24 protein-coding genes and 1 pseudogene are annotated in these 25,066 nt (G+C 71.6%); all 25 read left to right on the forward strand.

Annotated elements, in window-relative coordinates; translation table 11 throughout:
* Window positions 1–83: 83 nt before the first annotated feature.
* Window positions 84–1,634: pseudogene (gene argS / locus H9L09_RS15700) on the forward strand (arginine--tRNA ligase); the annotation flags it as partial.
* A gap of 72 nt (window positions 1,635–1,706) precedes the next feature.
* Window positions 1,707–3,101, forward strand: coding sequence for a diaminopimelate decarboxylase (gene lysA, locus H9L09_RS22235; protein ID WP_187580936.1), 1,395 nt, complete (start codon window positions 1,707–1,709; stop codon window positions 3,099–3,101).
* A 48-nt stretch (window positions 3,102–3,149) separates the two neighbouring features.
* Entirely contained in the window at window positions 3,150–4,526 is a 1,377-nt protein-coding gene (locus tag H9L09_RS15710; protein WP_187577794.1) for a homoserine dehydrogenase, read from the forward strand.
* A complete protein-coding gene (thrC, locus tag H9L09_RS15715) occupies window positions 4,523–5,635 on the forward strand; it encodes a threonine synthase (protein ID WP_246456064.1) in 1,113 nt (370 codons plus the stop codon). The genes H9L09_RS15710 and thrC overlap by 4 nt, the downstream gene beginning before the upstream one ends.
* Window positions 5,635–6,537, forward strand: a complete 903-nt coding sequence (gene thrB / locus H9L09_RS15720; RefSeq protein WP_187577795.1) for a homoserine kinase — start codon at window positions 5,635–5,637, stop codon at window positions 6,535–6,537. Before thrC ends, thrB begins: the two co-directional genes overlap by 1 nt.
* A gap of 368 nt (window positions 6,538–6,905) precedes the next feature.
* Window positions 6,906–8,963, forward strand: a complete 2,058-nt coding sequence (rho, locus tag H9L09_RS15725) for a transcription termination factor Rho (protein WP_223164083.1) — start codon at window positions 6,906–6,908, stop codon at window positions 8,961–8,963.
* 222 nt (window positions 8,964–9,185) lie between these two features.
* Window positions 9,186–10,526, forward strand: coding sequence for a Bcr/CflA family multidrug efflux MFS transporter (locus H9L09_RS15730; RefSeq protein ID WP_187577797.1), 1,341 nt, complete (start codon window positions 9,186–9,188; stop codon window positions 10,524–10,526).
* A gap of 178 nt (window positions 10,527–10,704) precedes the next feature.
* The gene (gene rpmE / locus H9L09_RS15735; protein WP_187577798.1) at window positions 10,705–10,926 is read left to right on the forward strand and encodes a 50S ribosomal protein L31; all 222 of its coding nucleotides are present in this window, start codon (window positions 10,705–10,707) and stop codon (window positions 10,924–10,926) included.
* A 148-nt stretch (window positions 10,927–11,074) separates the two neighbouring features.
* Window positions 11,075–12,160, forward strand: a complete 1,086-nt coding sequence (gene prfA / locus H9L09_RS15740; protein WP_187577799.1) for a peptide chain release factor 1 — start codon at window positions 11,075–11,077, stop codon at window positions 12,158–12,160.
* Window positions 12,157–13,020, forward strand: a complete 864-nt coding sequence (prmC, locus tag H9L09_RS15745; protein WP_187577800.1) for a peptide chain release factor N(5)-glutamine methyltransferase — start codon at window positions 12,157–12,159, stop codon at window positions 13,018–13,020. The genes prfA and prmC overlap by 4 nt, the downstream gene beginning before the upstream one ends.
* 82 nt (window positions 13,021–13,102) lie before the next feature.
* Window positions 13,103–13,762: an L-threonylcarbamoyladenylate synthase gene (locus tag H9L09_RS15750; RefSeq protein ID WP_187577801.1), complete on the forward strand. Its 660-nt coding sequence runs from the start codon at window positions 13,103–13,105 to the stop codon at window positions 13,760–13,762.
* Between the two features lie 17 nt (window positions 13,763–13,779).
* The gene (locus tag H9L09_RS15755) at window positions 13,780–14,910 is read left to right on the forward strand and encodes a glycosyltransferase family 4 protein (protein WP_187577802.1); all 1,131 of its coding nucleotides are present in this window, start codon (window positions 13,780–13,782) and stop codon (window positions 14,908–14,910) included.
* Between the two features lie 119 nt (window positions 14,911–15,029).
* A complete protein-coding gene (locus H9L09_RS15760; RefSeq protein ID WP_187577803.1) occupies window positions 15,030–15,566 on the forward strand; it encodes a Cg1360 family ATP-synthase-associated protein in 537 nt (178 codons plus the stop codon).
* Between the two features lie 30 nt (window positions 15,567–15,596).
* Window positions 15,597–15,944, forward strand: a complete 348-nt coding sequence (locus H9L09_RS15765; RefSeq protein ID WP_187577804.1) for an AtpZ/AtpI family protein — start codon at window positions 15,597–15,599, stop codon at window positions 15,942–15,944.
* A gap of 22 nt (window positions 15,945–15,966) precedes the next feature.
* A complete protein-coding gene (gene atpB, locus H9L09_RS15770; protein ID WP_246456065.1) occupies window positions 15,967–16,791 on the forward strand; it encodes a F0F1 ATP synthase subunit A in 825 nt (274 codons plus the stop codon).
* A 38-nt stretch (window positions 16,792–16,829) separates the two neighbouring features.
* Entirely contained in the window at window positions 16,830–17,045 is a 216-nt protein-coding gene (atpE, locus tag H9L09_RS15775) for an ATP synthase F0 subunit C (protein WP_187577805.1), read from the forward strand.
* A gap of 30 nt (window positions 17,046–17,075) precedes the next feature.
* Window positions 17,076–17,633 (forward strand): F0F1 ATP synthase subunit B, encoded by a 558-nt coding sequence (locus tag H9L09_RS15780; RefSeq protein WP_187577806.1) that lies wholly within the window; start codon window positions 17,076–17,078, stop codon window positions 17,631–17,633.
* Complete coding sequence (locus H9L09_RS15785) at window positions 17,633–18,442, forward strand: F0F1 ATP synthase subunit delta (protein ID WP_187577807.1); 810 nt, start codon at window positions 17,633–17,635, stop codon at window positions 18,440–18,442. Before H9L09_RS15780 ends, H9L09_RS15785 begins: the two co-directional genes overlap by 1 nt.
* A 58-nt stretch (window positions 18,443–18,500) precedes the next feature.
* Complete coding sequence (gene atpA, locus H9L09_RS15790; protein WP_187577808.1) at window positions 18,501–20,141, forward strand: F0F1 ATP synthase subunit alpha; 1,641 nt, start codon at window positions 18,501–18,503, stop codon at window positions 20,139–20,141.
* Between the two features lie 4 nt (window positions 20,142–20,145).
* Window positions 20,146–21,084: a F0F1 ATP synthase subunit gamma gene (locus tag H9L09_RS15795; RefSeq protein ID WP_187577809.1), complete on the forward strand. Its 939-nt coding sequence runs from the start codon at window positions 20,146–20,148 to the stop codon at window positions 21,082–21,084.
* A 6-nt stretch (window positions 21,085–21,090) separates the two neighbouring features.
* Window positions 21,091–22,548, forward strand: coding sequence for a F0F1 ATP synthase subunit beta (gene atpD, locus H9L09_RS15800; protein WP_187577810.1), 1,458 nt, complete (start codon window positions 21,091–21,093; stop codon window positions 22,546–22,548).
* A gap of 82 nt (window positions 22,549–22,630) precedes the next feature.
* Window positions 22,631–23,032 (forward strand): F0F1 ATP synthase subunit epsilon, encoded by a 402-nt coding sequence (locus tag H9L09_RS15805; protein WP_187577811.1) that lies wholly within the window; start codon window positions 22,631–22,633, stop codon window positions 23,030–23,032.
* A 64-nt stretch (window positions 23,033–23,096) separates the two neighbouring features.
* Window positions 23,097–23,540: a DUF2550 domain-containing protein gene (locus H9L09_RS15810; RefSeq protein WP_187577812.1), complete on the forward strand. Its 444-nt coding sequence runs from the start codon at window positions 23,097–23,099 to the stop codon at window positions 23,538–23,540.
* A gap of 64 nt (window positions 23,541–23,604) precedes the next feature.
* Window positions 23,605–24,297: an N-acyl homoserine lactonase family protein gene (locus H9L09_RS15815; protein WP_187577813.1), complete on the forward strand. Its 693-nt coding sequence runs from the start codon at window positions 23,605–23,607 to the stop codon at window positions 24,295–24,297.
* Window positions 24,298–24,371: 74 nt separating this feature from the next.
* Window positions 24,372–25,007 (forward strand): SAM-dependent methyltransferase, encoded by a 636-nt coding sequence (locus H9L09_RS15820; protein WP_246456066.1) that lies wholly within the window; start codon window positions 24,372–24,374, stop codon window positions 25,005–25,007.
* Window positions 25,008–25,066 lie beyond the last annotated feature (59 nt).

Here is a 25,066-nt window from a genome sequence, read left to right on the forward strand (position 1 = left end):
CGGGGCAGCGGCTCCGTCGATACCCTGGGGCGGTGACCCCTGAGCAGCTCTCCGCCACCCTTGTCGACGCCCTGACCCAGCTCGTGGAGCAGGGCGCCCTGACCCTGCCCGACGGCGTACCGGCCTCGGTGGTCGTGGAGCGACCGAAGAGCAAGGAGCACGGGGACTACGCGACCAACGTCGCCCTGCAGCTGGCCAAGAAGGCCGGGGTGCCGCCCCGCGACCTCGCCACGATGCTGGTCGAGCGGCTGCGCGCGACGGAGGGCATCTCCGCCGTCGAGATCGCGGGTCCCGGGTTCCTCAACATCACCGTCGAGGCCGGCGCCCAGGGCGCGCTGGCCGCGCAGGTCGTCGCCGCCGGCTCGTCGTACGGCAGCACCGAGACGCTGGGGGGCCGGCGGATCAACGTCGAGTTCATCTCCGCGAACCCCACAGGCCCGCTGCACCTGGGGCACACCCGGTGGGCGGTGGTCGGCGACGCGATCGCCCGGGTCCTGGAGGCGGCCGGCGCCAAGGTCGAGCGGGAGTTCTACATCAACGACCGCGGCAACCAGATGGACAAGTTCGGAGCCTCGCTCGACGCGGTCGCCCGCGGCCTGCCGGTCCCGGACGACGGCTACCACGGGCAGTACGTCCACGAGCTCGCCCGCCAGGTCGCCGAGCAGCACCCCGGCATCCTCGAGCTGCCCGACGACGAGCGGATCATCGCGTTCCGGGAGGAGGGCTACCGGCTGCAGCTCAAGGAGCAGCGGGACCAGCTCGAGGCGTTCAACACCCACTTCGACGTGTGGTTCTCCGAACGCTCGTTGCACGACCACGGACGGGTGGCGCACGGGCTGGAGAAGCTGCGCGGTCAAGGACACGTCTTCGAGGCCGACGGCGCGCTGTGGATGCGCACCACCGACTTCGGTGACGACAAGGACCGCGTGCTCGTCAGGACGAACGGCGAGCTGACCTACTTCGCCTCCGACACCGCCTACTACATCGACAAGCGCGAGCGCGGTTTCGACACCTGCATCTACCTGCTCGGCGCCGACCACCACGGGTACGTCGGGCGGCTGAAGGCGATGGCCGCCTGTGCCGGTGACGACCCCGAGGTCAACATCGAGGTGCTGATCGGCCAGCTCGTAAAGATCCTGCGCGGCGGCGAGGAGGTGCGGCTCAGCAAGCGGGCCGGGAACATCGTCACCCTGGAGGAGCTCGTCGAGATGATCGGCGTCGACGCGCTGCGCTACTCGCTGGCCCGCTACCCGGCGGAGTCCCCGCTGACCTTGGACGTCGAGCAGATCACCCGGCAGGCCAGCGACAACCCGGTCTTCTACGTGCAGTACGCCCACGCCCGACTGGCCTCGATCCTGCGCAACGCCGCCGACCTCGGCATCGCGCCGGCCGGCTCCGACGGCACCGGCTTCGACCCGTCGCTGCTCGACCACGAGAAGGAGGGCGACCTGCTGCGGGCGCTCGCGGAGTTCCCGCGGGTGGTGGCCGTGGCCGCGCAGCTGCGCGAGCCGCACCGGGTCGCGCGCTACCTCGAGGGCCTCGCGTCGAGCTTCCACAAGTTCTACGACGTCTGCCGGGTGCTGCCGATGGGCGAGGAGGAGGTCGGCGACCTGCACCGCGCCCGCCTGCTGCTGGTGCAGGCGACGCGGACGGTGCTCGCGAACGGCCTGCGTCTGCTCGGGGTCTCGGCCCCGAGCGGATGTGACGTGCACGCCCACGAGGCCGGCTGGGCCCACGCCGAGAGCGGTCGCGGACCGTCCTGGCTGCGGCCGCCGGAGGACGTCAACGAGCTGGTCCCGCTGCTGTGGTCCTCGACCGCGCGCAAGAACGAGGCCGGTGCGCTCGAGATCGGCGGGGTCGACGTCCGCGACCTGGTCGCCGAGCACGGGTCGCCGGCCTACGTGCTCGACGAGCACGACTTCCGGTCCCGGGCGCGGGCCTTCCGCGACGCGTTCGCCGGCTACGACGTGTACTACGCCGGCAAGGCGTTCCTGTGCACGACGGTGGCCCGCTGGGTGGCGCAGGAGGGTCTGTTCCTCGACGTCTGCTCGGGCGGCGAGCTGAGCGTCGCGCTGCGCGCCGGGGTGGAGCCGGCCCGGATCGGCTTCCACGGCAACAACAAGACGGTGCCGGAGCTGCGGCGCGCGGTCGAGGTCGGCGTCGGCCGGATCATCGTTGACTCCTTCGCCGAGATCGACCGGCTGGCCGCGCTGGTCGCGGAGCTGGGCCGGCCGGCGGCGGTGCTGGTGCGCGTCACCGCAGGCGTCGAGGCGCACACCCACGAGTACATCGCGACCGCCCACGAGGACCAGAAGTTCGGCTTCTCGATCAGCTCCGGTGACGCCTACGACGCCGTACGACGGGTGCAGGAGGCGCCGGGGCTGGAGCTGCGCGGGCTGCACTCGCACATCGGCAGCCAGATCTTCGACACCTCGGGCTTCGAGGTGGCCGCCCGCCGTGTCCTGGCGCTGCACGCCCGGGTCTCCGACGAGCTCGGTGTGCAGATGCCCGAGATGGATCTCGGCGGCGGGTTCGGCATCGCCTACACCACCCAGGACGACCCGGCCGACCCCGCCCAGCTGGCGACCGAGCTGACCAAGATCGTCGAGCACGAGTGCCGCGCCTTCGAGGTGCCGGTGCCGCGGCTCTCGGTGGAGCCGGGCCGGGCGATCGTCGGGCCCTCGATGTGCACCGTCTACGAGGTCGGCACCGTCAAGCAGGTCGGGCTGGACGCCGGTGCCGTGCGCACCTACGTCTCGGTCGACGGCGGCATGAGCGACAACATCCGCACCGCCCTCTACGACGCCGACTACAGCTGCACGCTGGCCTCGCGCCGGACCGGGGCGGTCCCGGTGCTCGGCCGGGTCGTCGGCAAGCACTGCGAGGCCGGGGACATCGTGGTCAAGGACGAGTTCGTGCCCGGCGACCTCGCCGCGGGTGACCTGCTGGCGGTGCCCGGCACCGGCGCCTACTGCCGCTCGATGGCCAGCAACTACAACCACGCGCTACGCCCGCCGGTGGTCGCGGTCGCCGCCGGGTTGGCGCGGGTGGTCGTGCGGCGCGAGACCGAGGACGACCTGCTCGCCACCGATGTCGGCTGACGTCTCAGGCTGCGGACGGCTCCCCCTGGGCCTGCGCGGTCGCGGCAGATGGCCCATGATGAGCCACGGAAGCGCAGCGACCGGCGCTCCGACGACGACGGAAGGACCCGGACGGTGACCAGGCCTCTGAGGCTCGCTCTGCTGGGCTGCGGATCGGTGGGCAGCCAGGTGGTGCGCCTGCTGCACGAGCAGGCCGACGACCTGACCGCCCGGGTGGGGGCGCCGATCGAGCTGGTCGGTGTCGCCGTCCGCCGTCCCGAGCTGCACCGTGACCTCGGCGGCTACCAGGTGCCCGCCGAGCTGCTCACCACCGACGCCGCCGCTCTCGTGGCGCGCGGGGACCTCGACCTGGTGGTCGAGGTGATCGGCGGGATCGAGCCGGCGCGCGCGCTGATCCTCAGCGCCCTCGAGAACGGCGCCTCCGTGGTGACCGCGAACAAGGCGCTGCTCGCCGAGGACGGCAGCACGCTTTTCGCCGCCGCGGAGAAGGCCGGGCGCGACCTCTACTTCGAGGCCTCCGTCGCCGGCGCCATCCCGATCCTGCGGCCGCTGCGCGAGTCGCTCGCCGGCGACCGGGTCCGCCGGGTGATGGGCATCGTCAACGGCACCACCAACTTCATCCTCGACAAGATGGACAGCTCGGGCACCGGCTTCGCCGAGGCGCTCGAGGAGGCCCAGGAGCTCGGGTACGCCGAGGCCGACCCCACCGCCGACGTCGAGGGCTACGACGCGGCCGCCAAGGCGGCGATCCTGGCCAGCCTGGCCTTCCACACCCGCGTCACCGCCAGCGACGTCTACCGCGAGGGCATCGCGGAGGTCAGCGCGAGCGACGTCGCCTCGGCCCGGGAGATGGGTGCCGTGGTGAAGCTGCTGGCGATCTGCGAGCTGGGGGAGGGGCGCGACGGGCCGGCCGTGGCGGCCCGGGTCCACCCGGCGATGATCCCGCGCACGCACCCGCTGGCCAGCGTCCGCGAGGCCTACAACGCGGTGTTCGTCGAGAGCGAGGCCGCCGGTCAGCTGATGTTCTACGGGCCGGGTGCGGGCGGCGCCCCGACCGCGAGCGCGGTGCTGGGCGACGTCGTGACGGTGGCGCGCAACCGGCTGGCCGACGTCCGCGGCGCGGGGGAGTCGGCGTACGCCGCCCTCGACGTGCTGCCGATGGGGCAGACCGTGACGCGCTACCACGTGGCCATCGACGTCGACGACCGCACCGGTGTGCTGGCCGCCGTCGCGCAGACCTTCGCCGAGCACGGGGTCTCGATCCGCACCGTGCGCCAGGAGGGCCACGGCGACGACGCCCAGCTCGTGGTGGTCTCGCACCGGGCCACCGACGAGGCGCTGAGCGCCACCGTCGCCGCGCTCCGCACCAAGGACTTCGTCCGCGACATCTCCTCGGTGATGCGGGTCGAGGGGGAGGAGTCGTGAGCTCGTCCCACGGCCCCGTGCCGGCGGCCGGGCCGGCACCGGCGCCCCGGCACCAGTGGCGCGGCGTGATCGAGGAGTACCGCGACCGGCTGGACCTGCCGGCCGGGACCCCGACGATCACCCTGCGCGAGGGCGGCACCCCGCTCGTGGACAGCCCGTGGCTCTCGCGCCTGACCGGCGGCGACGTCTGGCTCAAGGTGGAGGGCGACAACCCGACCGGCTCGTTCAAGGACCGCGGCATGACCGTCGCGCTCTCGGTCGCGGTCGGCGAGGGCGCGGAGGCGGTGGTGTGCGCCTCGACCGGCAACACCTCGGCCTCGATGGCGGCCTACGCCGCCCGTGCCGGGATCAAGCCGCTGGTGCTGGTCCCGCAGGGCAAGATCGCGGCGGGCAAGCTGGCGCAGGCGATCGTGCACGGCGCGCAGGTGGTGATGGTGCGCGGCAACTTCGACGACTGCCTGCGGATCTCCCGCGAGCTGGCCGAGCGGTACCCGGTGGCGCTGGTGAACTCGGTGAACCCGATGCGCCTCGAGGGGCAGAAGACCGCGGCGTTCGAGATCGTGGACTTCCTCGGCGACGCCCCGGACGTGCACGTGCTGCCGGTCGGCAACGCGGGCAACGTCTCCGCCTACTGGAAGGGCTACGTCGAGTCCCGGCACGTCGGGCAGACCACCCGCTGCCCCCGGATGCTCGGCTGGCAGGCGGCCGGCGCCGCGCCCCTGGTGGGCGGCGAGCCGGTGCGCGACCCGGAGACGGTGGCCTCGGCGATCCGGATCGGCAACCCGGCGTCGTGGCACCTCGCGGTCGCCGCCCAGCGTGAGTCCGGCGGCAGCTTCCGGGCGGTCACCGACCGGGAGATCCTCGACGCGCAGCGCGCGCTGGCGGCGCACGAGGGCGTCTTCGTCGAGCCGGCCTCCGCGGCCGGGGTGGCCGGCCTGCTCCAGGAGGTGGCGGCCGGAACGACGTACGCCGGCCAGCAGGTCGTGGTCACCGTGACCGGTCACGGGCTGAAGGACATCGACACCGCGCTGTCCACGTTCACCGAGCTCGTCGACACCGTCGTCGACCCGGACGTGGAGGCGGCCGCCGAGGCTGCCGGGCTGCGCTGATGCCGACGCTGCTCACCGGGCCGGTGACCGCGACGGTCCCGGCCACGAGCGCGAACCTGGGACCGGGCTACGACGCGCTCGGCGTGGCGCTGTCGCTGCGCGACCGGGTCACCGCCCAGGTCGTCGACGGCCCGGACGAGGTGCTGGTCACCGGTGAGGGCGCGACCACGGTGCCGCGCGACAGCACCCACCTGGTGCACCGCTCGATGCAGGCGGCGTTCGAGCACATGGGGTGCGAGACCCCCGCGCTCCGGCTGACCTGCGAGAACGTGATCCCGCACGGGCGCGGCCTCGGCTCGTCCTCGGCGGCGATCGTGGCCGGGGTCTGCCTGGCCCGCGGGCTGGTGGCGGGCGGCTCGCTGCTCATGGACGACGACGCGGTCTTCGCGCTCGCGGCCGACCTGGAGGGCCACCCCGACAACGTCGCGCCCGCCTTCTACGGCGGCTTCACCATCGCCTACGCCGAGGCCGGCCGGTTCCACGCCGTGTCCGTGGCGCTGGACCCCCGCGTCTGCGCCGTGGCGCTGGTGCCGCCGGACCCGGTGGAGACCACGGTGGCCCGTGCCCTGCTCCCCGCGGTCGTGCCGCACGCCGACGCGGCGGCGAACGCCGGGCGGGCGGCGCTGCTGGTGGCGGCGCTGAGCCGGCAGCCCGAGCTGCTGCTGGCGGCGACCGTCGACCGGCTCCACCAGGACTACCGCGAGCCCGCGATGCCGGCGTCGCTGGACCTGGTGCGGACGCTGCGTGCCGAGGGGTTGGCGGCGGTCGTCTCCGGTGCCGGTCCCAGCGTGCTGGTGCTCACCGACCTCGGGGGCGCGGCTGCCGTGGCGGCGCGTGCGCCGGCCGGTTGGCGGGCCTGGACGCTGTCGTTGGAGACCGACGGCGCCCGCGTCGAACGCTGAGCGCGAGGGGTCGGCACGGGGAAGATCCGGGCTCGTCGAGGCGTTGTGCGGTATGCCACGTCGGCCGCGGGACTAGTGCTAGGGTGCAGGTGCGCCGGTGATCGAGCGGTCACGCCGATCAGGTCCCATCGATCCGCTTCTCTCGATCCACACCACGCGCACTCCTCTTTCGCACTTGCCCCAGGGCGACTTCGGTACGACGTGCCGACTCGTCCGGCACCGCGATCGGACAACCACACTCATATGAAGGCTGACCGGGGGAACCACCTCCGACAGCCTGGACGTGGGAAGGACCTCACGTGACGGAAACGACCGCAACCCCCCCTGAGTCAGCACCGAGCAGGAAGCGCGCCGCCGGGCTCAGCGGCATGCTGCTGCCGGAGCTCAAGCAGATGGCGGGTGGTCTGGGCATCAAGGGCGCGGGCGGCATGCGCAAGAGCCAGCTCATCGATGCCATCAAGGCGGCCCAGTCCGGCGGCCAGTCCGCTGCCCCGTCGGGGCCGTCCGGTGACCAGAGCAGCGGCCCCTCCGCCGGCCGCCGGTCCGCAGGCCAGCAGCCCGAGGCCGACGGCTCGTCCCCGGTCGCCGAGGCACCTGCCAGGAGCCGCCGCGGGCGCGCCGAGCGCACCGCCGGCGAGCGCACCGGTGAGGACGCGGGCGGCTCGACCGACCAGCAGCCGCAGGACCGCGGCGACCAGGGCGACAGCCGTGGGGAGCAGCGCGGCGCACGGACCAGCACCCGCACCGAGCGGACCGACCGGAGCGAGAGCCGGGCGGACGTCCAGCCGGGCGAGCGAACCGACGACCGTGGCGACCGGGCCGACACCCGCGACAACCGCGGCGACCGGGCCGACGCCCGTGGCGAGCGCGGTGACCGGGCCGACACCCGTGGCGAGCGGACCGACAACCGTGGGGACCGGACCGACACCCGCGACAACCGTGGCGAGCGGACCGACAGCCGTGGCGACCGGGGCGACCAGGGTCGCGGCGACAACCGTGGCGACCGGACCGACAACCGTGGGGACCGGACCGACACCCGCGACAACCGTGGCGACCGTGGCGACCGGACCGAGGACCGCGGCGACCAGGGTCGCGGCGACAACCGTCACGAGCCGCGCGGGGACCGCAACGACGACGGGACCAGTCGCCGCAACCGGCGCCGCCGCGGCCGTGACCGCACCGACACCCGCGACCAGGGTCCCGGGGTGCGCAGCGACCGCAGCGATCGCGGGGACCGGAGCAACCGGGGCAGCCGCGAGCCGGACACCCAGATCCTCGAGGACGACGTGCTGGTGCCGGTGGCCGGCATCCTCGACGTGCTGGACAACTACGCCTTCGTCCGCACGAGCGGCTACCTGCCGGGCTCCGACGACGTCTACGTCTCCCTGTCGATGGTCCGCAAGCTGGGGCTGCGTCGCGGCGACGCGATCACCGGCATGGTGCGCTCCCCGCGCGAGGGTGAGCGCAAGGAGAAGTTCAACCCGCTGGTGCGCATCGACACGGTCAACGGCGCGGACCCCGAGGCCGCGAAGGGCCGCGTGGAGTTCCAGAAGCTGACCCCGCTCTACCCCTCCGAGCGGCTGCGCCTGGAGACCGAGTCGACGAACCTGATCGGCCGCGTCATCGACATCGCGGCCCCGATCGGCAAGGGCCAGCGCGGGCTCATCGTGTCGCCGTCCAAGGCCGGCAAGACGATGATCATGCAGTCGATCGCCAACTCGATCACCACCAACAACCCCGAGTGCCACCTGATGGTCGTCCTCGTCGACGAGCGTCCCGAGGAGGTCACGGACTTCCAGCGCTCGGTCAAGGGCGAGGTGATCTCCTCGACCTTCGACCGGCCGGCCAGCGACCACACCGCCGTGGCCGAGCTGGCGATCGAGCGGGCCAAGCGGCTCGTCGAGCTCGGTCACGACGTGGTCGTGCTCCTCGACGGCATCACCCGGCTCGGACGGGCCTACAACCTCGCGGCTCCCGCGAGCGGCCGGATCCTCTCCGGCGGCGTCGACTCGGCCGCGTTGTACCCGCCCAAGCGCTTCTTCGGCGCCGCCCGCAACATCGAGGACGGCGGCTCGTTGACGATCATGGCCACCGCGCTGATCGAGAGCGGCTCGAAGATGGACGAGGTGATCTTCGAGGAGTTCAAGGGCACCGGCAACATGGAGATCCGGCTGCGCCGCGACTTCGCCGACAAGCGGCTCTTCCCCGCGATCGACGCCGTGCAGTCCGGCACCCGCCGCGAGGAGCTCCTGATGAGCAAGGAGGAGCTCGCCATCGTCTGGAAGCTCCGCCGGGTGCTCTCCGGCCTCGACGGGCAGCAGGCGCTGGAGCTGCTCCTCGAGCGCCTGAAGAAGACCCACAGCAACATCGAGTTCCTCATGCAGGTCCAGAAGACGACGCCGATGGCCGGCAACAACGGCGACTGACCGCCCGGCCGCGCCCGAGCCGTCCGCGGCCCGGGCCGGGGGAGTACGTCGACCCGGCGGGTCGTTCCGGCAGCAGGAGCCGCCGGGACGACCCGTCGGTTGCGCCCGACACCGTCGGGAGCAGGACCGCGAGCGGGCAGCGTGATGCGGTGAGACGCCGGACACGTCGCTACGACACGCCTGCCGGGAATAGTTGCACCCCTCAACGACTTGAAGCCACCCATGACCCAGCTCCGCACCCCCGAGGCCACGACCGGGGACCCGACCCCGACCCTCGCGGGTGCCGCGGCGGCCACCGAGGTGGCGGCCGCACCCGATTCCCGCGCGACGGCGGGCGGGGCCCCCGGGCGTCCGGAGCCGCTCACCCGGGGCCGGCACGTGCAGCTGATCGTGGTCCTCGGGCTGCTGATCGCGCTGGGGCCGCTCTCGATCGACATGTACCTCCCGGCCTTCCCCGACATCGCGACGGACCTGTCCGCCTCGACCTCGGCGGTCCAGCTCACCCTGACCGGCATGCTCGCCGGGCTGGCCGTCGGGCAGCTGGTCATCGGGCCGCTGTCCGACGTCTTCGGTCGGCGCAGGCCGCTGCTGGCCGGGCTCGCCGTGCACCTGCTCGCCTCGCTGCTGTGCGCGATCGCGCCGACCGTGGCGGTGCTCAGCGTCGTGCGGGTGCTCCAGGGCTTCGCCGGTGCCGCGATCTCGGTGGTGGCGCTGGCCACGGTCCGTGACCTGTTCACCGGCTCGGCGGTGGCGCGGACCATGTCGCGGCTGATGCTGGTGATCGGGCTGGCCCCGATCCTGGCGCCGACGCTCGGCGGCTTCGTCCTCGCGGTCACCGACTGGCGGGGGATCTTCGTCGTCCTCGCCGGCGCCGCGCTGCTGCTGAGCGCGGTCGCGTTCTTCGGGCTGCGCGAGACGCTCCCGCCCGAGCGCCGCAGCGCCCCCGGGGTGCGCTCGACGCTGCGCACCTACCGGTCACTGTTCCGGGACCGGACCTTCGTGGCGCTGGTGCTGATCGGCGGGCTGATGTTCGCCTCGATCTTCGCCTACGTCGGCAGCGCCTCGTTCGTGCTCCAGGACGGCTACGGGCTCGACGAGCGCAGCTTCGGGCTCGTCTTCGGCCTCAACTCGCTGGCCCTCACCGTGCTGTCGCAGTTGAACCCGACGCTGATCGGCCGGTTCGGGACCGCCAACGTGCTGACCTTCGCGATCTTCATGTCGCTGGCGGCCGCGCTTGGCGTGGTCGTCACCGGTGCCAGCGGGGCCGGGGGTCTGGTCGGCGTGCTGGTGCCGCTCGGGCTGGTGCTCGGCGCGGCCGGGCTGGCGATGCCCAACACACCCGCGCTGGCGCTGACCCGGCACGGGGAGTCCGCCGGCACCGCATCGGCGCTGCTGGGCTCGGTGCAGTTCGGGATCGGGGCCATGGTGGCGCCGCTGGTCGGCCTGTTCGGTGGCACGAGCGCGGTCCCGATGGGCGCGACGATGGCCGGCGTGACCGGGCTGGCCGCGCTGCTGATGGTGCTGGTCGTGCGGCGCGACCCGTCCGTGCACCACCTCGACTGACCCGACCGACCCCGCGAGGACCGATCCCGCCGGTGCGGCGGCGGCCGCCGTACCGGGGGAGGAAAACGGGGAATTCGCGCCGGGCACGCGTTGTTTGGCACACTGTATGGCTGGTTCCGGTTCACGTCCTCGCAGCAGAGCGACGGACGACCCGGCGACTGCACCGCGAGAGGACACCATGAAGAAGGACATCCACCCGACCTACGTGGACACCCAGGTCACCTGCACCTGTGGCAACACGTTCATGACGCGCAGCACCTCGCCGAGTGGCTCGATCCACGCCGACGTGTGCGCGAAGTGCCACCCGTTCTACACCGGCAAGCAGAAGATCCTCGACACCGGCGGCCGCGTCGCCCGCTTCGAGGCGCGCTACGCCAAGAAGGACGCTGCCAAGAAGTAGCGCCCTGGAAGCGCCGGCCCCCGCACCCGATGCGGAGGCCGGCGCTTCGTGCGTCTGCGGGTCCGCCCCCTGGACGTCGTGCCCGACGGGGCCCCGTGCCTCCGGCTCGTACGACGTCCGCAGCACCACCCCACGAGGAGGAAAGCCGATGTTCGAGGCAGTCACCGGTCTGCTCGCCGAGCACCAGGAGATCGAGCAGCGGCTGGCCGACCCGTCGATCCACGCCGACCAGGGCCTGGCGAAGCGGCTCAACCAGCGCTACGCGGAGCTCTCCGCGATCGTGCGCGCGTACGACGACTGGCGGCACCTGGTCGAGGACATCGAGGCCGCCCGCGAGCTCGCCGCCGAGGACCACTCCTTCGCCGCGGAGGCTGAGGCGCTCGCGGACCGGCGCGCCGCGGCCGAGGAGCGGCTGCGGCACCTGCTGGTGCCGCGCGACGCCGCCGACGCCAAGGACGCGCTGCTGGAGATCAAGTCCGGTGAGGGGGGCGAGGAGTCGGCGCTGTTCGCCGGCGACCTGCTGCGGATGTACACCCGCTACGCCGAGCGCCGCGGCTGGAAGACCGAGCAGCTCGACGCCACCGAGTCCGACCTCGGCGGCTACAAGTCGGTCACCGTCGCGGTGAAGGCCAAGGGCACCTCCGAGCCGGGCGAGGCGCCCTACGCCCTGCTGAAGTTCGAGGGCGGCGTGCACCGCGTGCAGCGGGTCCCCGTGACCGAGTCCCAGGGCCGGGTGCACACCTCGGCAGCCGGCGTGCTCGTGATGCCCGAGGCCGAGCAGGTCGACGTCAGCATCGACGAGAACGACCTGCGCGTCGACGTCTTCCGCTCCTCGGGGCCGGGCGGGCAGTCGGTCAACACCACCGACTCCGCGGTGCGGATCACGCACCTGCCGACCGGGATCGTGGCCAGCTGCCAGAACGAGAAGAGCCAGCTGCAGAACCGCGAGCAGGCGATGCGGATCCTGCGGGCCCGGCTGCTGCAGGCGGCGCAGGAGACGGCCGCCGCGGAGGCCTCCGACGCGCGCCGCTCGCAGGTGCGCACGGTCGACCGCTCGGAGCGGATCCGGACCTACAACTTCCCCGAGAACCGGATCTCCGACCACCGCACCGGTTACAAGTCCTACAACCTCGACCAGGTGCTCGACGGCGAGCTCGAGCCGGTGGTCGACTCCTGCGTGCAGGCCGACCTCGCCTCCCGGCTGGAGGCGCTCGACCCCGCGGACGGCTCGTGAGCGCGGCCGCGGACCCGCGCACGCTGGTGCGGACGGCGGCGCGGACACTCGCGGCCGCCGGGGTGGCGAGCCCGGAGCACGACGCCGCGGAGCTGCTCGCCCACGTGCTGGGCACCAGCCGCTCGCGCCTCGCGCTGGTCGCGGACGTGGACCAGGGCCGCCAGCGGGAGTACGCCGCGCTGGTGGCCCGGCGAGCGGCCCGCGAGCCGTTGCAGCACCTGGTCGGCACCGCGGCCTTCCGCTACGTCGAGCTGGCGGTCGGCCCCGGGGTGTTCACGCCCCGGCCCGAGACCGAGCTGCTGGCCGGGTGGGGGATCGACCGGGCCCGCGAGCTCCTCGCCGCCGGCCGGACGCCGCGGGTGGTGGACCTGTGCACCGGGTCCGGGGCGATCGCCCTGGCAGTGGCCACCGAGGTGCCCGACGCGCACGTGCACGCGGTCGAGCTGAGCGAGGACGCACTGGCCTGGGCCGAGCGGAACCTCGCCGGCAGCGGCGTCGACCTGCGCCAGGGCGACATGGCCGACGCCTTCCCCGACCTGGACGGCACGGTCGACGTGGTCCTCTGCAACCCGCCCTACATCCCGCTCGAGGCCTACGAGTCGGTCGAGCCGGAGGCGCGCGACCACGATCCGGAGCTGGCGCTGTTCTCGGGCGAGGACGGGCTGGTCGCCATGCGGGTGCTCGAGCAGGTCGCCGCCCGGCTGCTGCGCACCGGGGGACACGTCGGCGCCGAGCACGCCGACCTGCAGGGCGAGCTCGCGCCCGCGGTCTTCGGATCGACCGGCCGCTGGGCCGACGTACGCGACCACCAGGATCTGGCAGGGCGTGCGCGCTACCTGACCGCCCGCCTGGCACGATGACCCCATCACGATGAGAGTCCCCGGCGGCTCCGTCGCGTCCAGCCGAGCCGGGTTCTTGAGCACCGACGGGAGGGCCCCTGCGTTGACGCAGCGCTACCGCACCACCGAGCCCGAGGAGCGGGAGGCGGGCATCGCCGCGGCCGCCCTGGCGGTCCAGCGAGGCGAGCTGGTCGTGCTGCCCACCGACACGGTGTACGGCGTCGGGGCCGACGCGTTCTCGCCGGAGGCGGTGAAGCGGCTGCTGGAGGCCAAGGGCCGCGGCCGCAGCATGCCGCCGCCGGTGCTGGTCTCCGCGGCGACCACCCTGGACGCGCTCACCGTCGGCGTCCCGGCCTACGCCCGCGCCCTGGTCGAGGAGCTCTGGCCGGGCCCGCTGACGCTGGTCTGCACCCAGCAGCCGTCGCTGCAGTGGGACCTCGGCGACACCCGCGGGACCGTGGCGGTGCGGATGCCCGACCACGAGGTGGCCCTCGAGCTGCTGGCGCGCACCGGCCCGCTGGCGGTCAGCAGCGCGAACCGCAGCGGGCTGCCGCCGGCCACCGACGCCGATGCCGCCGAGTCGATGCTCGGGGAGAGCATCTCGGTCATCGTGGACGCCGGCAGGTCGGCGGGGGAGACGCCGTCGACCATCGTCGACGTCACCGGCGCGACCGGACGGCTGCTCCGCTCCGGCGGGGTGCCGCTGGAGCGGCTGAACGAGATCGTCGAGCGGTTCGGCACCGAGATCCTGGACGAGGGGTAGCGAGATGGTCCACACCGGTGCGTGAGTACCTCACCGTCTTCCTCGTCGCCGCCGCGGTCACCTACCTGCTGGGCGTGTTCGCCCGCGAGATCGCGCTCCGCACCGGAGCGGTGGCGAAGGTCCGGGACCGCGACGTGCACGCGGTGCCGATCCCGTACTTCGGCGGGATCGCGATGCTGGGTGGCCTGGTGGCGGCGTACCTCGTCGCGGCGCGGCTGCCGTTCCTCTCCGACCCCAGCCACGAGCAGGTGTTCCGCGACGCGGCCGTGGTGCTCTTCGCGGGGGCGCTGATCTGCCTGCTGGGGGTGCTCGACGACCTCGTGGAGCTGGATGCGCTGACCAAGCTCGGCGGCCAGCTGCTGGTCGCCGGCGTGCTGGTCGCCTTCGACGTCTACTACTACTCCTTCCAGCTCCCCGGCGGGGGCCAGTTCAGCGCGGACCCGGTGCAGGGCCAGCTGGTGAGCGTGATCGTGGTGGTGGCCACCATCAACGCGGTGAACTTCGTCGACGGCCTCGACGGGCTGGCCGCCGGCGTGGTCGGCATCGGCGCCGTGGCCTTCTTCCTGTTCTCCTACAAGCTGGCCGACGCCAACGGCGAGACCCTGGCGATCACGGCGGCGCTGCTGTGCGCCGCGCTCGGCGGGGCCTGCGCCGGCTTCCTGCCGCACAACTTCTTCCCGGCACGGCTCTTCATGGGCGACTCGGGCTCGATGCTGATCGGGCTGGTGCTCTCCGGCTCCGCGCTCACCCTCACCGGACAGTTCGCCACCGTCGACATGACCCGGGGCGCCGGTGGCTCCGAGGCGAGCCTGCTGCCCACCCTGCTGCCGATCATCCTTCCGATCTCGATCCTGATCGTCCCGTTCGCGGACCTGGTGCTCGCGGTGATCCGACGCACGCGCGCCGGGCGCTCGCCCTTCGCGGCCGACAAGCAGCACCTGCACCACCGCCTGCTGGAGATCGGGCACTCCCACCGGCGCGCGGTGCTGATCATGTGGCTGTGGGCCGGGCTGATCGCCTTCGGGGGAGTCCTGGCCAGCCTCTACGCCGGCCGGGTCACGACCCTGATCCTGACGGTCTGGGTGGCGCTGACCGTGGCCCTGACCTTCCTGGTCCCGCGCGTGCAGGCCCCGCACCAGCACTCCTGAACCGGATTTCCAGCCCACCCGGACTTTGTGCTAGTTTTCACAAGCACATCGGAGGAGCCTGGCCCACAGCCATGGGGCCTCCGACCACCGCCCGTCAGACCCACAGAACGGCCGCCGACATGACGACCGCCCCGCGGATCTCCGGCTCCGGGAAACGTCCCGGCAGCATCGGTCCTGTGGTGCGCCGGGCCCTGTCGGTCACCTTCCTGATCGGCCTCGTGGCCGCCGTCGCCGGCGGTGTCCTGGGCGGTGCCCCGGCTCTCGTGGGCGCCCTCATCGGGGCCGCGATGGTGGCGCTGTTCTTCGGCCTCGGCGCGCTGGTGCTCGACGTGGTGGCCGGTCTGGCCCCGGCGATGTCGCTGCTGGTGGCGCTGATGACCTACACGCTCAAGGTGGTCCTCGTCGGCCTCACCTTCGTGGCCCTGAGCCGCTCGGGCGCGCTCGAGGGCAGCGTCGACGGCCGCTGGCTCGGCGGCACGGTGATCGCCGCCACGATCGGCTGGCTCGCCGCCCAGGTGCTCGCCAGCACCCGCGCGCGGATCCCTGTCTACGACCTCCCCGAGACCCCCGGTCCGAGCTCTGCGAGCAGCCGGGAGAGCCGTCCCGGACGAGGCCCCGGGGGCGTCTCGGGACCGACCCGGGCGAGTGCGCGATGACCGGCCCCGGCTGCTATTGTCCGGAGCGCGATGTCACCGCGACTGCCCTCCTCACCCTCCGGCGGCGACGCTTCCCAGGACACGCCGCAGGGCGACCCCTGGCACGCGTTCGGCTATCTCGTCTCGGGGGTGCTGATGTATGGCGTCCTCGGATGGCTAGCGGACCGGTGGCTGGGCACCTCCTTCGTGGTGGTCGTCGGGATCCTGTTCGGTGCCGGCCTGGGGATCTACATGACGTTCGCGCGCTTCAACCGGCCGTGGGCTCTCGCAGACCAGGCTCGTCCGGGGCGAGGATCGTCCGGCCGGCAGGAGCGTCACCAGCACCAGGCAGGCCAGCACCAGCAGGACCCCCACGTGAACGAGCACCACGAGATCTGATGCAGATGACACAGGAGACGCCGTGAGTTTTGTCGGGACGACGTCGGTTCGCGCCGAGGGGTTCACGCCCCCGGGGCCCGGCGACTTCAACCTGCCCCCGATCGGCCCGGACAACACCTTCGAGTTCCTCGGGCAGTCGATGTACGCCGGCGTCACCAAGCCGATGCTGCAGCTCGTCCTGGCCGCCGTGCTGATGTTCGTGGTCTTCCGCGCCGCCTCGGCCAAGCGGGCGATGGTGCCGAACCGGCTGCAGTTCGCCGGCGAGGCGATGTACGGCTTCGTCCGCAACTCGATGGCCCGCGACATCATCGGCAGCCGCGACTTCATGCGGTTCGTGCCCTACCTGTTCGCCCTCTTCTTCTTCATCCTGCTCAACAACCTCTTCGCCACGATCCCGTTCATCCAGTTCCCGACGTTCTCGCGGGCCGGCATGGTCTACGGGCTGGCGGCGCTGAGCTGGGTGATCTACAACGTCGCCGGCATCAACAAGCACGGTTTCGTCGGCTACCTCAAGCTGCAGACCGTGCCGGCCGGGATCAAGGGCCCGATGCTGCTCCTGCTGGTGCCTCTCGAGTTCATGTCGAACATCGTGGTGCGGCCGGTCACGCTGGCCCTGCGTCTGTTCGCCAACATGCTCGCCGGCCACCTGCTGCTGATCCTGTTCGCCCTCGGCGGCGAGTACCTCCTCTTCGAAGCGGCCGGTGCGGTCAGGCCCGTCGGGCTGCTCGCCTGGCTGCTCTTCATCGCGATCGCGTTCCTGGAGCTGCTGGTGCAGTTCCTGCAGGCCTACGTGTTCGTCCTGCTCAACGCCATGTACATCTCCGGTGCTCTCGCTGACGAGCACTGAGACTTTCCAAAGAGAAATAACCGAAAGGAACCATCGCCATGACTGGTGATCTCAACGGCAACCTGAACATGATCGGCTACGGCCTCGCCGCGATCGGTCCGGGTGTCGGTATCGGACTGATCTTCGCCGCCTACATCAACGGCGTCGCTCGTCAGCCGGAGGCCCAGAGCCGCCTGCAGTCGATCGCCATCCTGGGCTTCGCGCTCGCCGAGGCGCTCGCGATCATCGGTATCGCCCTCGCGTTCGTCCTCTGACCTGACTGACCTGACAAAGGACCTGAGTCCATGGACGTGATCACCCTTGCGGCGGAGGAGAAGCTCAACCCGCTGATCCCGCACCCGATCGAGATCGTGCTGTCCCTGGTCGTCTTCGGTCTGCTCTACCTCGCGGTCAAGAAGTGGGTCGTACCCAACTTCGAGAAGACCTTCGCCGACCGGACCGCCGCCATCGAGGGCGGTCTCAGCGCGGCCGAGACGAAGCAGGCCGAGGCCGACGCCCGGCTCGCCGAGCTCGAGAAGCAGCTCGGCGACGCCCGGCACGAAGCCGCGCGCATCCGTGAGGATGCGCGGGAGCAGGGCGCGACGATCATCGCCGAGATGCGGGAGCAGGCCCAGGCCGAGGCAGCCCGCATCGTCGAGCACGCGCACAGCCAGATCGAGGCGGAGCGTCAGCAGGCCGTGACCTCGCTGCGCACCGAGGTGGGTTCGCTCGCCACCTCGCTGGCCGGACGCATCGTCGGTGAGTCGCTCGACGACGAGGCTCGCCAGAGCCGGGTCGTGGAGCGCTTCCTCGCCGAGCTCGAGGCGGAGCAGGCGTCCCAGAGCCCGAACGGGGCCCTGTGATGCGTGGCGCTTCCGCGGAGTCCGTGGCGACGCTGACCGAGGCCCTCGAGGCCACGGTCGACGCCGGCGCGGACGCCACCCGGCTCGCCGACGACCTCCTCGGGGTCGCCGCGATCCTGCGTCGGGAGGCCGGCCTGCGCCGGATCGCCACCGACGTCTCGATCGCTCCCGCAGCCAAGTCGGACCTGGTCCGACAGGTCTTCGGCTCGCAGCTCGCCCCGGCGTCGCTCGACCTCGTGGCGCAAGCCGCGGGTCGGCGCTGGGCAGGCAGCCGGGACCTCGGCGACGCCCTCGAGAAGCTCGGGGTGATCGCCGTGGTGCGCGGGGCCGACGACGCCGGCCAGGCCGACGCGCTCGAGGACGAGCTCTTCGGGTTCTCCCGGCTGGTCTCGCAGAACCCCGAGCTGCGCGACGCTCTCTCCGACCCGGCCCGTTCGGCGGAGGACAAGCGGACGCTGCTGCACGGCCTGCTCGAGGGCCGCGTCACCGCCGCGACCATGCGGCTGGCGGAGCAGTCGGTCGCCGGCTTCCACCGCACGGTGGCGGTCGCCCTCGAGGAGTACCAGAAGGTCGCCGCCCAGCACCGCAACCGGCTCGTCGCCACCGTCCGGGTGGCACGCGAGCTTCCCGCCGCGGACGAGCAGCGTCTCCAGGGTGCGTTGGCACGCCAGTACGGCAAGCCCGTGCACCTCAACGTCGTGGTCGACCCCCGGGTCGTCGGCGGCATGAGTGTCGAGATCGGTGACGACGTCATCGACGGGACCGTGTCCAGCCGCCTCGACGAGGCCCGCCGCCGGCTCGCCGGCTGAGGCCCCCAGCCACACCGCCCAGCAACAGAGCACCGAATCCAAGAGAGCAGGGAAGAACATGACGGAGCTTTCGATCCGTCCGGACGAGATCCGGGACGCGCTGCAGCGCTTCGTGTCCGACTACAAGCCGGAGACCGCCAGCCGCGAAGAGGTCGGCACCGTGGCAGAGGCCGGTGACGGCATCGCCCGTGTCACCGGGCTGCCGTCCGTCATGGCCAACGAGCTGCTCGAGTTCGAGGACGGGACTCTCGGCATCGCCCTGAACCTCGACACCCGCGAGATCGGCGTCGTCGTGCTGGGTGACTTCGAGAAGATCGAGGAGGGTCAGGCGGTGCGTCGCACCGGGGAGATCCTCTCGGTGCCGGTCGGCGAGGGCTACCTCGGCCGCGTGGTCGACCCGCTCGGCACCCCGATCGACGGTCTCGGCGAGATCCAGACCGACGGTCGTCGTGCCCTGGAGCTGCAGGCGCCCGGTGTGATGTCGCGCAAGTCCGTGCACGAGCCGCTCGCCACCGGCATCAAGGCGATCGACGCGATGACCCCGATCGGTCGCGGTCAGCGTCAGCTGATCATCGGCGACCGCGCGACGGGCAAGAGCACGATCGCGATCGACACGATCATCAACCAGAAGCAGAACTGGGAGTCCGGCGACCCCACGAAGCAGGTGCGCTGCATCTACGTCGCCATCGGCCAGAAGGGCTCGACCATCGCCTCCGTGCGGGGCGCGCTCGAAGAGGCCGGCGCGCTGGAGTACACCACCATCGTGGCCTCGCCCGCCTCGGACTCCGCCGGCTTCAAGTACCTCGCCCCCTACACCGGCTCGGCCATCGGTCAGCACTGGATGTACGACGGCAAGCACGTCCTGATCGTCTTCGACGACCTGACCAAGCAGGCCGAGGCCTACCGCGCCGTGTCGCTGCTGCTGCGCCGGCCGCCGGGCCGCGAGGCCTACCCCGGTGACGTGTTCTACCTGCACAGCCGGCTGCTGGAGCGTTGCGCCAAGCTCTCCGACGAGCTCGGCGCCGGCTCGATGACCGGCCTGCCGATGGTCGAGACGAAGGCAAACGACGTGTCGGCGTACATCCCGACCAACGTCATCTCGATCACCGACGGCCAGATCTTCCTGCAGTCGGACCTGTTCGCCGCCAACCAGCGGCCGGCGATCGACGTGGGTGTCTCGGTGTCCCGCGTGGGTGGCGCCGCCATGACCAAGGCGGTCAAGAAGGTCACCGGCTCGCTCAAGGTCGACCTCGCGCAGTTCCGCGCGATGGAGGCCTTCGCGATGTTCGCCTCGGACCTCGACGCGGCCTCGCGCCAGCAGCTCGACCGTGGTGCGCGGCTGATGGCGCTGCTCAAGCAGCCGCAGTACTCCCCGTACCCGGTCAACGAGATGACCGCGTCGCTGTGGACCGGGACCACCGGTCGGCTCGACCGTGTCCCGGTGGAGGACGTGCTGCGCTTCGAGAGCGAGTTCCTCGACTACCTCAAGCGCGAGCACAGCGGCATCATGTCCACCATCGCGGAGACCAACGACTTCACCGACGACACCGCGGAGGCGCTGGAGAAGGCCTACGACTCCTTCCTCGACCAGTTCGAGACCTCCGAGGGGCAGTCGATCAAGCCGGGCCGCGAAGAGGTCGAGGCGCTGCCGGCCGACGAGGTCGAGCAGGAGCAGATCGTCAAGCAGAAGCGGGGCTGACCCAATGGCAACCTCAGTGCGTGAGCTACGTGCACGGACCAAGTCCGTCACGTCGATGAAGAAGATCACGCGCGCCATGGAGCTCATCGCTGCCTCCCGGATCATCAAGGCGCAGCAGCGGGCCCAGGCGGCAGCGCCGTACGCCCGTGAGCTGACCCGCGCGGTCTCGGCGGTGGCGACGTACTCCAACGTGGAGCACGCCCTCACCACCGAGCCGGAGAACCCCAAGCGCGCCGCGATCCTGGTGATCACCAGCGACCGCGGGCTTGCGGGGGCCTACTCCTCCAGCGTGCTCAGGGAGGCCGACCGACTCGCGGAGAAGCTCCGCGGCGAGGGCAAGGAGGTCGACTCCTACATCGCCGGACGCAAGGGTCAGGCCTACTTCAGGTTCCGCAACCGTCCGGTCGCGGCGTCCTGGAGCGGAGCCTCCGACCAGCCGACCTACGACCTGGCCCGGGAGATCGGCGAGGCGCTGATCGAGGCGTTTCTCGCCGGGGAGGACAACCCGGAGATCGAGCTGCGCGACGGTGCCGGCGAGGTCGACGAGGTCCACGTGGTCTACACGCGGTTCCGGTCGATGCTGACCCAGGAGCCCACCGCGACCCGGCTGCTGCCGCTGGAGATCGTCGAGGGGGAGGCGCCGGTCTCGAAGGAGGAGGTGCTGCCGCTCTACGAGTTCGAGCCCAGCGCCGCCGAGGTGCTCGACTCGCTGCTGCCGCGCTACGTCCAGAGCCGGATCTACTTCGCCATGCTGCAGGCGGCCGCCTCCGAGCTGGCCGCCCGCCAACGGGCGATGAAGGCGGCGACGGACAACGCCGATGAGCTCATCAAGAAGTACACACGGTTGGCCAACCAGGCCCGCCAGGCCGGAATCACACAGGAAATCAGCGAGATCGTCGGTGGCGTGAACGCGCTCGCCGATGCGACTGCCGGGAGTGAGTGAACACAAATGACTGCCACTGTTACCGAGAACCGCGCGGACCAGTCCGCCGGTGGGGTGGGTCGCATCGCACGCGTGATCGGCCCCGTCGTCGACATCGAGTTCCCCGTCGACAACATGCCCGAGATCTACAACAAGCTCGAGGTGAACGTCGAGCTGAGCGGTGAGAGCTTCACCCTGCCGCTCGAGGTCGCCCAGCACATCGGCGACGGCATGGTCCGCGCCATCTCGCTGAAGCCGACCGACGGCCTGGTCCGCGGCGCGCCGGTGCAGGACACCGGCGGCCCGATCACGGTCCCCGTGGGTGACATCACCCTGGGTCACGTCTTCAACGCCACCGGGGACTGCCTGAACCTCACCGAGGGCGAGACCTACGAGGTCAACGAGCGGTGGGGCATCCACCGCAAGTCGCCGGCGTTCGACCAGCTCGAGTCGAAGACCCAGATGTTCCAGACCGGCATCAAGGTCATCGACCTGCTGACGCCGTACGTCGAGGGCGGCAAGATCGGCCTCTTCGGCGGCGCCGGCGTCGGCAAGACCGTGCTGATCCAGGAGATGATCGCCCGCGTCGCGAAGGACCACGGCGGCGTGTCCGTGTTCGCCGGCGTGGGGGAGCGCACCCGTGAGGGCAACGACCTGATCGTCGAGATGGAGGAGGCCGGCGTCATCGGCCAGACCGCCCTCGTGTTCGGCCAGATGGACGAGCCGCCGGGCACCCGGCTGCGCGTCGCGCTGTCCGCGCTGACGATGGCGGAGTACTTCCGCGACGTGCAGAAGCAGGACGTGCTGTTGTTCATCGACAACATCTTCCGCTTCACCCAGGCCGGTTCCGAGGTGTCGACGCTGCTCGGCCGGATGCCGTCCGCGGTGGGCTACCAGCCCAACCTCGCCGACGAGATGGGTGTGCTCCAGGAGCGCATCACCTCCACGCGCGGTCACTCGATCACCTCGATGCAGGCGATCTACGTGCCGGCTGACGACTACACCGACCCCGCCCCGGCCACGACGTTCGCGCACCTGGACGCCACCACGGAGCTGTCGCGCGAGATCGCCTCGCTCGGCATCTACCCCGCGGTGGACCCGCTGACGTCGACCTCGCGGATCCTCGACCCGCGCTACATCGGCGAGGCTCACTACAACACCGCGGTCCGGATCAAGCAGATTCTCCAGCGCAACAAGGAGCTGCAGGACATCATCGCGATCCTCGGTGTGGACGAGCTCTCCGAGGAGGACAAGGTCATCGTCTCCCGGGCCCGTCGGATCCAGCGGTTCCTCTCGCAGAACACCTACGTCGCCAAGCAGTTCACCGGCATCGAGGGTTCGACGGTGTCGATCGAGGACACCATCGAGGGGTTCACCAAGATCGCCGACGGCGACTTCGACCACGTCGCCGAGCAGGCGTTCTTCATGTGCGGTGGGCTCGACGACGTCGAGCGCAAGTGGTCCGAGATCCAGAAGAGCCTGTGACCCGCTCCCGGCACGCCCACGGCGCCGTCCCACCCCCGGGTGGGTCGCGCCGGGGCGCGCCGGGACCCAGAGAGGAATGCGCATGAGCGACTCCGTGATGCAGGTGGAGCTGGTGGCGGCCGACCGCCTCGTGTGGTCGGGCGAGGCCTCGATGGTCATCGCTCGCACGACCGAGGGCGACGTCGGCATCCTGCCGAACCACGCCCCGATGCTCTCCACGATGGTGGACGGGATCGTCGACGTCACCACCGCGGACGGCGAGACCTGGATCGCCGCCGTGGACGCGGGCTTCCTGTCCGTGGCCAACAACCGGATCTCGATCCTGTCCGAGCACGCCGAGATGTCCCACGACATCGACCTCGAGCGGGCCCGCGCCGACCTCGACCGCGCCAAGCAGGCGGGCGAGCTGCTCAACGAGCCCGAGGAGCGTGCCCAGGCCGCGTGGGCGGAGGCCCGGATCCGGGCCGCCGAGAAGGCGTCCTGAGGAGTCGGATCACACAGACCATGACCAGGTCATGACCGGGCCATTCGGACCCGAGGGGCGATAGATGGCGTGGTGGCAGTGGCTGGTCGACTCCGCCGGGCTCGTCCTGCTGCTCGTCTTCGGCTACGGGCTCTGGCTGGTCATCCGCCGTCGGTGGATCTCTCGGAACGGCGGCACCTTCGAGTTCAGCGTCCGCGTCCGGTCCGGAAGGGCCGGACGCGGATGGATTCTCGGCGTGGGTCGCTACTCCGGTGGCGACCTCGAGTGGTTCCGGGTGTTCTCGGTCTCCCCGCGGCCCAAGAAGGTCTTCAGGCGCGCCGACCTGTCCTACGTCGGCCGTCGCGACCCGGGTGGGGTCGAGGCGTACTCGTTGTACTCCGGCCACGTGGTGGTCTCCTGCAAGACCCCTAAGGGGCTCGTCGAGGTGGCCATGAGCCCCGAGGCGCTGACCGGCTTCCTGGCCTGGCTCGAGGCGGCCCCACCGGGGCAGCGCAACCGCCAGCGCTGAGCCGAGCCCTTCCGGCCGCCGGCCAGGTGTTCACTTCACTCCCCGCTGACCCTACGTTGGCCTCATGCGGGTCGAGGACGTCGCGAGGATCGAGCTGGGGTCGTTCGTCCGCCCCCCGGAAGAGACCGGCACGGCCGACTACAGGGTCGAGACCGTGCTCGGGTACGTCGCCCGGACGCCGGCCGGGATGCTGCTGCTCGACACCGGTCTGGGAGAGACCGACCAGGAGACGGAGCGCTGGTACCGCCCCCGACGGGTCCAGATCCACGAAGCGCTGCGCCGGGTCGGTCTGACGGTGGAGGCGATCGACCTGGTCGTCAACTGTCACCTGCACTTCGACCACATCGGCGGCAACCCGGCGTTCCCCGGTCGGCCCCTGCTCTGCCAGCGTCGCGAGCTGGAGACCGCGCACACCGGTGAGTACACGGTTCCTGCCCTCGTCGACTTCCCCGGCGCGCGCTACGAGCTGCTCGACGGCGAGGCCGAGGTTGCGCCCGGCGTCCATGTGATCCCGACGCCGGGGCACGTGGCCGGCCACCAGTCGATCGTCCTCGAGTGCGAGGACGGCTCCCTCGTGCTGGCGGGGCAGGCCCACGACATCGCCTCCCAGTGGTCGGCCGACGTCATGGCGGCCCGCGCCACCCGGCTCGGGCACGAGCCACCCCTCCCGCTCCCGAGCTCGTGGATGGAGCGACTCCTCGAGTTCGATCCCCGACGCGTCGTCTTCGCGCACGACCACGCCGTCTGGATGCCCTGACCTGCGGGCTCTGTGGCGGACACGACGCGCGCGCGGTCCCTGGTGGACCCAGCGCCACTGTGATGGGATGGAGCGTGGCACCGCTGACGGACTGGGAGTCGTGGCACGACGCCTACGAGGACCCGGACTCCCTGCTCTCCGAGCGGCTCCGGGTGGTGCAGCAGCACATCAGCGAGTGGCTCGATGCGCGGCCGGGGGAGGTCACCGTGGTGAGCGCGTGCGCCGGGGACGGCCGTGACCTTCTCGGGGTGCTCCAGGGGAGAGCGGACCGCCGGCGGGTCCGCGCGACCCTGCTCGAGGCCGACCCCGGGATCGCCCGGCGTGCTGCTGAGACCGTCCATGCGCTCGGCCCGGCGGACATCGAGGTGCGGTGCACCGACGCGGGAATCACGACTGCGTACGCCGGGGCCGTCCCGGCCGACCTGGTCCTGCTCTGCGGGATCTTCGGCAACGTGGCCGACGAGGACGTGCAGCGCACCGTCGCTGCTGCCGCGCAGCTCTGCAAGACCGGGGCCCGCGTGATCTGGACGCGGCACCGTCGGGCCCCTGACCTCACCCCGCAGATCCGTGCCTGGTTCGTCGAGCACCACTTCGCGGAGGAGCACTTCGTCGCTCCGCAGCACGGGACCTACTCGGTGGGGGTCCAGCGTTTCCTCGGCGATCCGGAGCCGCTGGAGCCTGACAGGCGACTCTTCTCGTTCAACAAGTGAGGGCGCCACGTGTGTCGCCGGTCACCGGTCCGCGCCGTTCCCGGCCACCGGGCAGGACT

This window comes from Nocardioides mesophilus (assembly GCF_014395785.1).
Lineage (GTDB): Bacteria > Actinomycetota > Actinomycetes > Propionibacteriales > Nocardioidaceae > Nocardioides_B > Nocardioides_B mesophilus.